The sequence below is a fragment of the Roseburia rectibacter genome (genome assembly GCF_014287515.2).
GTDB lineage: Bacteria > Bacillota > Clostridia > Lachnospirales > Lachnospiraceae > Roseburia > Roseburia rectibacter.
Genome location: NZ_CP092473.1, coordinates 3561636 through 3573362, shown reverse-complemented (window position 1 = coordinate 3573362; position 11727 = coordinate 3561636). Strand labels below are relative to the sequence as shown.

12 protein-coding genes are annotated in these 11727 nt (G+C 43.3%); all 12 read left to right on the top strand.

The window, feature by feature from the left end:
• Nucleotides 1-25: 25 nt before the first annotated feature.
• The 12 genes from H8S51_RS16320 to H8S51_RS16265 all read left to right on the top strand — a co-directional run bounded on the left by H8S51_RS16320 (nucleotide 26) and on the right by H8S51_RS16265 (nucleotide 11727).
• On the top strand, nucleotides 26-691 hold the full coding sequence (locus tag H8S51_RS16320; RefSeq protein ID WP_241070782.1) for a WecB/TagA/CpsF family glycosyltransferase: 666 nt from the start codon (nucleotides 26-28) through the stop codon (nucleotides 689-691).
• Nucleotides 692-699: 8 nt separating this feature from the next.
• Nucleotides 700-1575, top strand: coding sequence for a YitT family protein (locus tag H8S51_RS16315; RefSeq protein ID WP_117922501.1), 876 nt, complete (start codon nucleotides 700-702; stop codon nucleotides 1573-1575).
• 290 nt (nucleotides 1576-1865) lie between these two features.
• Nucleotides 1866-2954, top strand: a complete 1089-nt coding sequence (locus tag H8S51_RS16310) for a PucR family transcriptional regulator (protein ID WP_006855194.1) — start codon at nucleotides 1866-1868, stop codon at nucleotides 2952-2954.
• A 14-nt stretch (nucleotides 2955-2968) separates the two neighbouring features.
• On the top strand, nucleotides 2969-3727 hold the full coding sequence (ftsE, locus tag H8S51_RS16305; RefSeq protein WP_015520859.1) for a cell division ATP-binding protein FtsE: 759 nt from the start codon (nucleotides 2969-2971) through the stop codon (nucleotides 3725-3727).
• Complete coding sequence (ftsX, locus tag H8S51_RS16300; protein ID WP_117922502.1) at nucleotides 3717-4625, top strand: permease-like cell division protein FtsX; 909 nt, start codon at nucleotides 3717-3719, stop codon at nucleotides 4623-4625. Before ftsE ends, ftsX begins: the two co-directional genes overlap by 11 nt.
• On the top strand, nucleotides 4622-5887 hold the full coding sequence (locus H8S51_RS16295) for a murein hydrolase activator EnvC family protein (RefSeq protein WP_241070781.1): 1266 nt from the start codon (nucleotides 4622-4624) through the stop codon (nucleotides 5885-5887). The genes ftsX and H8S51_RS16295 overlap by 4 nt, the downstream gene beginning before the upstream one ends.
• A 570-nt stretch (nucleotides 5888-6457) precedes the next feature.
• A complete protein-coding gene (locus tag H8S51_RS16290) occupies nucleotides 6458-7753 on the top strand; it encodes a S41 family peptidase (RefSeq protein ID WP_186900249.1) in 1296 nt (431 codons plus the stop codon).
• Complete coding sequence (locus H8S51_RS16285) at nucleotides 7750-8250, top strand: VanZ family protein (protein WP_117922505.1); 501 nt, start codon at nucleotides 7750-7752, stop codon at nucleotides 8248-8250. Before H8S51_RS16290 ends, H8S51_RS16285 begins: the two co-directional genes overlap by 4 nt.
• A gap of 34 nt (nucleotides 8251-8284) precedes the next feature.
• A protein-coding gene (gene prfB / locus H8S51_RS16280; RefSeq protein ID WP_117922506.1) for a peptide chain release factor 2 occupies nucleotides 8285-9422 on the top strand; the annotation gives its coding sequence in 2 pieces (ribosomal slippage) (nucleotides 8285-8359 and nucleotides 8361-9422; 1137 coding nt in all).
• A complete protein-coding gene (locus tag H8S51_RS16275; RefSeq protein WP_117922507.1) occupies nucleotides 9415-10200 on the top strand; it encodes a TIM44-like domain-containing protein in 786 nt (261 codons plus the stop codon). The genes prfB and H8S51_RS16275 overlap by 8 nt, the downstream gene beginning before the upstream one ends.
• A gap of 16 nt (nucleotides 10201-10216) precedes the next feature.
• A complete protein-coding gene (locus H8S51_RS16270) occupies nucleotides 10217-10390 on the top strand; it encodes a hypothetical protein (RefSeq protein ID WP_186900255.1) in 174 nt (57 codons plus the stop codon).
• A gap of 2 nt (nucleotides 10391-10392) precedes the next feature.
• The gene (locus H8S51_RS16265; protein WP_117922508.1) at nucleotides 10393-11727 is read left to right on the top strand and encodes an SPFH domain-containing protein; all 1335 of its coding nucleotides are present in this window, start codon (nucleotides 10393-10395) and stop codon (nucleotides 11725-11727) included.

Genomic DNA, 11727 nt, shown 5'->3' with positions numbered 1-11727 from the left:
ATATGGAAATGAATATGGGTGTAAAATGATTAAGAAGATAGATATTCTTGGAATACAACTGGACAATTATACAGTGCGGGAAGCAATCATGCGCGTGGAAGCCTGGTATGATAATAATGTGTTAAATGTTATCGAGATGGTTTCCATGCAGATGCTTACCGAGTCGGAAACAGATCCTGTGTTAAAAGAGGTGATCTCAACCCTTGATCTGGCAGTGATCGGAGAGAAAGGAATCCTTCAGGCGGCGGGAGTCGATACGATGCAGAGGATTCGAGAAACAGAAGAAAATGATTTTTCAGATGAATTTTTAAAGCGTGTGGAGCGTAACCGTAAATCTGTTTTTGTTATTGGAGAAACACAGGAGGCTGTTGATGAATTAATACAGGAACTTAGTGAGGAATATCCCAAGCTGGTACTGGCTGGTGCTGCTGCGACGGAAAACTGCGTTGGAGATCTTGAGGGTGTGATCAATGAGCTGAATGCTGCAACACCGGCTGTGATCATTTCGATCATTCCATCCCCAAAACAGGAACATTTCCTTGTAGAACACCGTGATAAGATCAATGCGAATTTATGGTATGGAATCGGCGGATTTGAAGTTCACCGGAAAAGATCAAAGATCAAAGGTTTTTTCTTTAATCTGATTCAACGTATCAGATTAAAAAACAGTATTGAAAAGTATGAAAGCTGAGGTTTGGTATGCAGAAGTTTTTATATAAAAGATCTCTGGTCTGGGATTATATCCTTATGCTGGTGGGAACGGCATTGATCGCAGTGAGTATTCAGTGTGTTTATGATCCGGTCAGTATGGTAACAGGAGGATTTACCGGTCTTGCAATCATTATAAAAGATGTGACTGGCAGACTGATTCCGGGTGGTGTTCCTTTATGGCTGACGAACCTTGTGCTTAATGTGCCGTTATTTTTAGCTGCTTTTAAGATCAAGGGGAAACGTTTTATCTGGAGAACGATCGTTGGAACACTTCTTCTTTCCCTCTGGCTTTATATACTGCCTCTTATCGATCTTACTGATGGTGATTATGTGCTGGCAGCGATTTTCGGCGGCTGTATTGGCGGTGTCGGAATGGGACTTGTGCTGCTGGCAAAATCAACAACCGGTGGAACGGAGATGGTGGCGACCCTGATCCAGCATTACTATAAACATTATTCCGTGGTACAGATCATACAGTTTTTAGATGGAGCGGTTGTGATCGCCGGACTGTTCGTGTTTGGTGTACATGTGGCATTGTATGCGATCGTTGCAATTTTTGTGACAAGCAAAGTGTCAGATGCGCTGATGGAAGGTTTAAAGTTTTCAAAAGCTGCATTTATTATCACAGACCATTATGATCAGGTGGCAAAACGTATCATGACAGAGTTAGAGCGCGGCGTGACAGGGCTTCACGCAAAAGGAATGTATTCCGGTGCGGAAAAATGCATGCTTTACTGTGTGGTTTCGAGAAAAGAGATTGTTCAGGTAAAAGAGATCGTAAGCGAAGTGGATCCGGATGCATTTGTAATTGTTTCAGATGCAAGAGAGGTACTCGGTGAGGGATTCCAGGAGCAGATGTCCTGAAAATTTTCTTTGTGAACTATGTACACTGTAAAAAATGGGAAAAAAGCAGGATACATTGAGGAAGTGCATAAAAAATATGCATTTCCTCTTTCTTTTTTTGCTGTTTTGCATTAAAATAGAATTTAGGTATTTTTAAGTGGGGACAATGGGTATATTTTTATTGTGAAAGTTGCCCATGCGTGCAATGGAGGTTATGTACTGTGGCATACAGAAATTGACAGCTGATGTACACAGCAGCCCGATTTGCCGGGTGTGTTTCAAATGAAACGAAGATAGAAGGAGCGGAGCTTATGATTTCAAATCAGATACTTCAAAATACAATTGATGGGTTGAAAGGAATTACCCGCATTGATTTATGCATTATTGATGTAGAGGGGAAGGTGCTGGCTGCTACATTTCCGGAAGCAGACAAATATATGGAGCCGGCGCTTGCGTTTGTGGAATCTCCTGCAGACAGCCAGGTTGTAAACGGCTATCAGTTTTTTAAGGTGTTTGACGATCATCAGTTAGAATACATCCTGCTTGCCAACGGCGACAGCGATGACGTCTATATGGTGGGGAAAATTGCCAGTTTCCAGATCCAGAATCTTCTGGTAGCATATAAAGAGAGATTTGATAAAGATAACTTTATCAAGAATCTGCTTTTGGATAACCTGCTTTTGGTTGATATTTACAATCGTGCCAAAAAACTGCATATTGATACGGAAGTCAGACGTGTTGTTTTTATCGTGGAGACTAACCGCGACAAAGATGGTAATGAACTTGAACGTATTCGTGGCATTTTTGGAGGAAAGACCAAAGATTTTGTCACCGCAGTCGATGAGAAAAACATTATCGTTGTAAAAGAAGTAGGCGAGAACGAGGGATACGAAGAGATGAATAAGACCGCCGAGGTCATTGTAAATCTGTTCCGTTCTGATTCGGACAGTGATGTACATGTGGCATACGGTACGATCGTCGGAGAGATCAAAGAAGTATCTCGTTCCTATAAAGAAGCAAGAATGGCACTTGATGTAGGCAAGATTTTCTTTGAGGAAAAAGATGTTATTGCTTACTCTACACTAGGAATCGGACGTTTGATCTATCAGCTCCCGATTCCACTCTGCAAGATGTTTATCAAAGAGATCTTTGATGGTAAATCACCGGATGAGTTCGATGAGGAGACACTTACAACGATCAATAAGTTTTTTGAGAACAGCCTGAATGTTTCCGAAACTTCCAGACAGCTTTATATTCACCGTAACACATTGGTATATCGTCTGGACAAGCTGCAGAAAGCAACCGGACTTGATCTGCGTGTTTTTGAAGATGCCATTACTTTTAAGATCGCACTTATGGTAGTAAAATACATGAAGTACATGGAGTCGTTAGACTACTAGAAATGGAGATTGCTATGATTAAGTTAGAACATGTCAGCAAGTCGTACTCTGCAGGAATACCTGCGCTTAATGACGTGAGTCTTAACATTGAAGAAGGAGAATTTGTATTCATCGTCGGGGACAGTGGTTCCGGAAAATCTACGCTGATTAAACTTTTATTGAAGGAACTTGAACCGACGGAGGGTACGATCACAATAAACGGTCAGAAATTAAATAAGATCAGGCGAAGACAAATCCCGAAATTCCGTCGTAAGATAGGCGTGGTATTTCAGGATTTCCGCTTGTTAAAGGATCGTAATATTTATGATAATGTTGCATTTGCACAGAAAGTCATCGGAGAATCCACGCGTTCCATCAAAAAGAATGTTCCTTTGATGCTTTCCATGGTAGGACTGGCAGCAAAATACCGCTCATATCCGAAACAGTTGTCCGGTGGTGAGCAGCAGAGAGTTGCAATCGCAAGAGCACTTATCAATAAACCGAAGATTCTTCTGGCAGATGAACCAACCGGTAATCTGGATAACAATAATGCCTGGGAGATCATGAAGCTGATGGAAGAGATCAATAACAATGGTACAACGGTTGTTGTTGTTACCCATAACCTTGAGATCGTAAAAGCCATGAATAAACGTGTTATTACCATGCAGAAAGGTGTAATCGTGGATGACAGTGATACAGCCAGCAGTATTGTGACTGGTGATAATGCTATCAGCCGCAGCCTGACGGAACGCGATGTATTAAAACGCGAGGGAGATTACGATTATGAGGATTAGTACTTTTTTTTATACGATTAAACAGGGACTGGTCAACATCTGGAAAAATAAGATGTTTTCACTCGCATCCATTGCGACGATGACAGCGTGTATCTTTTTGTTTGGTCTTTTTTATTCAATCGTGACCAATTTTCAGGCAATGGTAAAAGATGCCGAATCCGGCGTGGCGGTCACAGTATTTTTTGATGCAGGTATATCAGAACAGCGCATTGAGGAAATCGGTGATCTGATCAAGCAGCGCGTTGAGGTATCCCATTGTGAATATACGTCTGCGGATGAAGCCTGGGAAAGTTTTAAAGATGTTTATTTTGATGGTAATGAAGATGCGGCTTCAAGTTTTGCTGGTGATAATCCGCTTGCCAATTCTGCAAGTTATTCTATCTATATGAATGATATATCAATGCAGAGTACGTTAGTAACTTATTTAGAGTCCATAGATGGAATACGATCTGTAAAACAGTCTGAAATGGTAGCGCATACACTGACTGATTTTAACAGTCTGATCGGTTATATTTCTGCGGGAATTATTCTGATTTTGCTTGGTGTTGCAATTTTCCTCATCAGCAATACGATCACGGTCGGTATTTCCGTGCGCAGGGAAGAAATTGGAATTATGAAACTGATCGGTGCAACGGATTATTTTGTCCGTGCCCCGTTTGTGGTTGAGGGAATCGTGATCGGGTTGATCGGAGCGGCGATTCCGCTTGGTATTTTGTATGTTTTATATGAGAAGATTATATTATATATTGGAGATAAGTTTAAATTTATCAGTAATATGATACAGTTCTTAAGTGTGGATCAGGTATTCCACACATTGGTTCCTGTGGCATTGTTACTTGGTGTTGGTATTGGATTTATTGGAAGCCGGATTACAATCCGCAAACATTTAAAGGTATGATAATTAATAAAAGTCAATGGATACACAGGATAACGGCTGTATTACTGATTGCGATGATCGGTGTGGCTGCCACAGTGCAGATAACACCGGCAGCAGAAAACAGCAGTGCAAAGAAAAGTGAAAATACATCCACATCTTTAAAAGAAGCGCAGCAGGAAAAAGCAGCGTTGGAAAAGGCTTTGGAAGATGCAAAACAGACCATAAACGAGCTCAAAGAGTCCAAAGGGGATGTGCAGGAAAAAGTAAATGACCTGAATACGCAACTAATGAATATTTCAAGTCAGATCACTGCACTCGAAAACCAGCTTGCGCAGAAGAATCAGGAGCTGACTGAGAAAAAAGACCAGATCGAGGATACGAAAAGTCAGCTTGAAGATGCAAAAAAGCAGGAAGAACAGCAGTATGCGGATATGAAAGTGCGCATACAGTTTATGTATGAAAATGCACAGGAGTCCTACTTTGAGGCACTTTTCAGTTCAGAGAGTTTTTCAGATTTTTTAAATTCTGCTGAGTATATCATACAGATTCAGGAATATGACAGAAAAAAGCTTAACGAGTATCAGGACACAGTGGATTATATTGAGAATGTGGAAAAACAGTTAGAAGAAGACTATGCCACATTAGAGGAAATAAAAAAAGAAGTAGAGCAGGAAAAAGCATCTGTTGAACAGGAAAAGGCTTCGGTTGCAGCACTTATGAAACAGCGTGAGACAGAACTTGCCGGAATTGAGGGAAATATCGATTCGGCACAGAGTGATGCAGATTTCTATGCGGCGGAGATAAAGGCACAGGAGGAAATCATTGCGGAGATCAAGCGTATCGAAGCAGAGAAAGCGGCTGCAGGCAAGCAGGATAATCCATATACAGGAGGAGTTTTCACCTGGCCTTGTCCGAGCAGTACACGTGTGACCAGTGATTATGGAACACGTGTGTCGCCGATGGGAGGTGCTTCTTCCAATCATAAAGGAATTGACATCGGAGCGTCCGGAGGTGCTGCGATCGTGGCGGCAGCGGATGGAACGGTTACGACGGCAGCCTACAGCAGTGCTGCCGGCAATTATGTGATGATCGATCATGGCGGTGGATTATATACTGTATATATGCATGCGTCTGCGCTTCTGGTTTCACCAGGTCAGACAGTATCTGCCGGACAGACGATCGCACAGGTCGGAAGTACGGGTATTTCTACTGGAAATCATTTACACTTTGGTGTATCATTAAACGGAAGCTATGTCAGCCCGTGGAGTTATCTGGGCAGATGATGCGGATGTTTTTGGGACTACCGCAATGCGCGGTGGTCCTTTTTAAATTGGTTGGATTTGGGTGTCAAAAGGTGGCTTTTAATTTTGGGATTGTCAAATTGCATAAGGCAGTGTCTGTTTTGTTCCGTTGTACGAAAATAAGAAAAGCTAAGCTTGCCTGAGCTTAGGTTGTGGCGGAGTGACGTGAACGGCAACAACGAGTCATCCGTGACTCGATGCTGCCTTGTTCTGCCATCCGTGGCAGAACATCACTGTGTATCAACAGGCATACTAAGCTTTTCTAATTTTCTCCCAAAGTCACAAAAGCAGTCTCTGCCTTGTGCAATTTGACAGCCGCTAAGTTGTGAACCACCTTTTGACATCCGAAATCCGAAGCTTCATGGGAAATTTTGTCCCGATGTAGTAGGACAGCGAATCTTCACATATGAATGATATGATAAGTAATGTGGAGTGTAGTATAAAAGGCAATATGAAATAAAAATGCGGCTGGTCACACAACAGGTGTGAATGGCAGCGTAAAACGGCAGCATAAAAATCAACATAAAAACAGCGCAGGAATGGAGACAGAATATGGAAAATAAAAATGAGCAGCAGGTTCCGGAGATTATGCCAGAGCAAATCGGAGAACCGAAGAAAAGCAAAAAAGGACAGATGGCAAAAGGTGTGGCCTACGGTATTGCAGGGACGATTTTCGTTGGATTTGTCGCACTGAGCGTAGTTACAAAAGTAACAGGAGCAAAAATCTACATAACGAATGCATCTGGTAAGACGGACTCGATCCTGGATGCAAAAACGGTTCAGAAGATCAATGAACTGAAAGCATATACAGATATGTACTATTATGACGAGGTGGATGATACCGAATTACAGGACGGACTGTATGAGGGCATGATAAGCAGTCTTGGGGATAAGTATTCCGTCTATTATAATGCAGAAGATTATAAACAGATGCAGGTGAGCACAACCGGACAGTATTATGGAATCGGTGCGGGGTTAAGGCAGGACCCGGATACGATGGTAGTATCAATTTCCAAGATATATGAAGGAACACCTTCGGATGAAGCAGGACTGCTTGCAGATGATGTGATCACTTCGGTTGACGGAACAGATGCCACAAGCATGGAAGTGACGGAACTGGTAAAACTGATCCGTGGTGAGGAGGGGACATCGGTACATTTAGAAGTATACCGTCCTTCTACCGGGGAAAATTTATCTTTTGATGTAGAGCGTAAAAATGTAACACTGCCAAGTGTGTCTTCACAGATGCTTGACGATAATATCGGTTACGTCCATATTGATTCTTTTGAGACAGAGACTGCAGACCAGTTTGAAAAAGCAGTGGCAGAGTTAGATAAAGAGGGAATGAAAGCAATGGTATTGGATGTGCGCTATAATGGTGGAGGACTCGTTACCGCTGTTGTGCAGATCTTAGATGATATTCTTCCGGAAGGCACAGTTGTATACACGGAAGACAAAAACGGTCACCGCGAAACATATACGTCAAGTGGAGACACTTACATGGAATATCCACTTGCAGTGCTGATCAACGGAGACAGTGCAAGTGCATCTGAGATTTTAGCCGGAGCGATCAAAGATTACAAATATGGCACATTGATCGGAACAACTACATTTGGAAAAGGAATCGTTCAGACTATTTTCCCACTTGAAGATGGGGATGCAGTGAAACTTACCACAGCAAAATATTTTACGCCGAATGGAAACTATATCCACGGTGTTGGAATTGATCCGGATATTGAGTTGGAATATGAATATTTAGATCTGGATGGAACGGAATATGATGTAAAATATGATAACCAGATCCAGAAAGCAGTGGAAGTACTCACGGAGGAATTAAACGGAAAATGAACAAAACAGTAATGCGGTTGATTCTGGGAATCATGCTGATATGTTGGATGTTTATCATATTCTGGTTTTCCAATCAGCCAGCGACGGAATCTTCCGAGATCAGCGGTACGATCTCATACCGTCTGGTTGAAGATACAGATGATATTTTTAACTGGGGACTGACAGCAGAACAGATCAGAAAGATAGCAGGAAATATTGAATATCCTATCCGGAAAGCTGCACATATGACAGAATATGCAATTTTAGGATGGATCGCATTCGCATTTTTGGGTTCGTGTGGAATACAGGGGAAAATGCATTATATTGCAGTACTTGGATTCAATTTTTGTTATGCGTCGACAGATGAGATCCACCAGCTGTTTATCCCAGGGCGTTCCGGACAGTTTAAGGATGTCTGCATTGATACAGCGGGAACAGCAATAGGTCTTTTACTTCTTGCGATTCTCTTAAAAATATGGAGAAGGCATTGCGCAAAAAGAGCGCATACTTTACAATAGAAATATATCTTAAATATCAGAAAGAGGTGATACTGTGGTAGAACTTGATCAATTTAAAGTGACCCTGAACACATACAGGGAACCGCTGCAGGAAGTGAGGGATTCACTTTGACCTGGCTAATAAAGAGCAGCGGATCCAGGAATTAGAGAGGGAAATGGAAGATCCCGGTTTTTGGGATGATCCGGTTGTTTCCCAGAAAAAAATGAAAGAATTAAAGAGCATGAAGGATGATGTCGCAACTTATGCATCCTTAAAGACAGAATTTGAGGATATTGAGACATTGATCGAGATGGGATATGAGGAAAATGATGCTTCCCTGATCCCGGAGATCCAGGAAATGCTTGATGAGTTTACGAAGACCTATGAGGGAATCCGTATCAAGACTCTGTTATCCGGTGAGTATGATTCCGATGGTGCGATCGTCTCGTTACATGCAGGAGCAGGCGGTACGGAGTCCTGTGACTGGGCGGCAATGCTTTATCGTATGTATACAAGATGGGCATCGGACAAAGGATTTTCCGTGGAGGTTTTAGATTCTCTTGACGGAGAGGAAGCAGGTATCAAGTCCATTACATTCCAGATCAACGGAGAGAATGCATATGGATACATGAAATCTGAAAAAGGTGTACATCGTCTGGTTCGTATTTCACCGTTTAATGCAGCCGGCAAGCGCCAGACATCGTTTGTATCCTGCGATGTCATGCCGGATATCGAGGAAGATCTTGATGTTGAGATCAATGAGGACGATCTGCGGATCGATACCTACCGTTCAAGTGGTGCCGGCGGACAGCATATCAATAAGACATCCTCTGCAATCCGTATCACGCATATCCCGACCGGAATCGTGGTACAGTGTCAGAATGAGCGTTCCCAGTTCCAGAATAAGGATAAGGCAATGCAGATGTTAAAGGCAAAACTGTATCTGTTAAAGCAGCAGGAAAATGCAGAGAAAGCTGCAGATATCCGTGGCGAAGTGACAGAGATCGGCTGGGGCAACCAGATCCGTTCTTACGTTATGCAGCCATATACGATGGTAAAAGATCACAGAACCGGTGTAGAAACCGGAAATGTAGACAGCGTCATGGATGGAAAGATCGATATTTTTATCAATGGTTACCTGAAATGGCTTTCACTTGGATGCCCGAATGGACTTGGAGGAGACGATGAGTAAGGGAACTGTCACGCTCCTTGTGATTGTCTTTGTTGTCTGCATATCCTGTGGTGCGGGATATGCGGCATACCGGATCGTGCGGGAAAAACTGCGTAGATTGTCCCGCATGGCGTTTGGCACAGATTCCATCACAGAGGGATTAGAACAACAGGCAAAAGAGCTTGCGGTAACACCGAAATCCGTTTCTGCGATGACACGGATTTTTCTGCCGCAGATCCAGAGGGATTTTCCTGATTTTCATATCGAACAGTTTAAGGATAAAGTGGAAAATGCACTCATGCTGGCATTGCAGGCAATCTCTGCCGCAGATGCCGGCATTTTTGAAAGACAGATAAAAGATGGCGTTTCGGAAGAGTTTTTAGCGCAGATCAAAAACAGAATCCGTGAAAATGAGACGGAGTCAGTCACAGAGCACTACGAACAGATACAGATCCATCAGACAGAGATTGCTGATTATGAGAAAAAGCAGGGTACCTGTGTGATTACATTCCAGAGTGCAGTCGGGTATCTGCATTACTGTGAAAAAGCGGGAAAAGTCTTAAGTGGCAGTAAAGAGCTGACGGAACAGACCAGATATAATGTACAGCTTATGTATATTCAGAATGAAAAACTTGCAGGAATGGACAATGCAGTCGGAACTACCTGCCCGAACTGTGGTGCGCCGATTACAAATCTCGGCGCAGCTTACTGTGAGTACTGTGGTTCAGCGGTAACGCTTTTGAACCTGAAAGTATGGACATTACATAGTTTTGATGAGACGGACTACCATCATTCATAACAAAGGATGGAAAACAATGGAGGAAAATCCTCTGCTCCTGCAAAGGCAGTCGCATTTTGCTCCGCAAAACAAGGAGGAAAATCCTCTGCTCCTGCAAAGGCAGTCGCATTTTGCTCCGCAAAACAAGGAGGAAAATCCTCTGCTCCTGCAAAGGCAGTCGCATTTTGCTCCGCAAAACAAGGAGGATTAATTATGGGAATTATCAGAGCGATTACGCAGGCAATCGGTGGAGGTCTAGCCGATCAGTGGTTAGAAGTTTACGAAGCAGATGACATGGGGGACAACACTGTCTTTACGAGCGGTGTGCTGATCCGAAAAGGACAGAACCGGAAGGGAACACCGGATACGGTCAGCAACGGTTCAGTGATCCATGTGTATGATAATCAGTTTATGATGCTTGTAGATGGAGGAAAAGTTGTAGATTACACGGCTGAGCCTGGATATTATAAGGTGGATAATTCATCTATGCCATCCATGTTTAACGGGGAACTTGGAGAAGCGGTAAAAGAAACTTTCAGTCGTATCAAATTCGGTGGTCAGACACCAACGATGCAGAAAGTGTTTTTTATCAATCTGCAGGAAATCAAAGGAATCAAATTTGGTACCAGAAATCCGATCAATTATTTTGACAATTTTTATAATGCGGAACTGTTTTTGCGTGCCCATGGAACATATTCCATTAAAGTTACCAACCCGCTGCAGTTCTATGCGGAAGTCATCCCGAAAAACCAGGATCATGTGGAGATCTCATCCATCAATGAACAGTATCTGTCCGAGTTTTTAGAGGCACTGCAGGCATCAATTAACCAGATGTCAGCAGATGGAACAAGAATTTCCTATGTGACTTCAAAGGCAAGAGAACTTGGAAAGTATATGGCGAATACGCTCGATGAAGAGTGGAACCAGATGCGCGGTATGGAGATCCAGAGTGTCGGTATTGCGAGCGTATCTTATGATGAGGAGTCCCAGAAACTCATCAACATGAGAAATGAGGGAGCAATGCTCGGTGGTGACTTCAATGTAATGCGCGGTATGGCAGTCAAAAATCTGACCGAGGGTGTGCGTGATGCAGGAAGCAATGCAGCAGGAGCCATGAACGGGTTTATGGGAGTCGGCATGGGCATGAATGCGATGAACCAGACGTTGTCAGGACTTGGCGCACTTCAGACACCGCAGGATCAGCAGGGGCAGATGTATGGAAATGCAGCACAGAGCCAGATGGCAGGAGGCATGAATCAGGGGCAGAATGCGGGAGCCATGAACCAGAGCCAGCCAAATCCGGCAGGCAGTGCAGCGGGCACATGGACCTGTGAGTGCGGTCACACCAACACGGGAAAATTCTGCAGTGAATGTGGAAAACAGGCACCTGCACCAAAGAATGAGTGGACATGTGAATGCGGCCATGTCAATACAGGAAAATTCTGCAGTGAGTGTGGAAAACCGGCACCGGCAGCAGAGTGGACGTGTGAATGTGGTCAGGTCAACAAAGGAAAATTCTGCAGTAACTGTGGAAAAGCGAGGAACTAA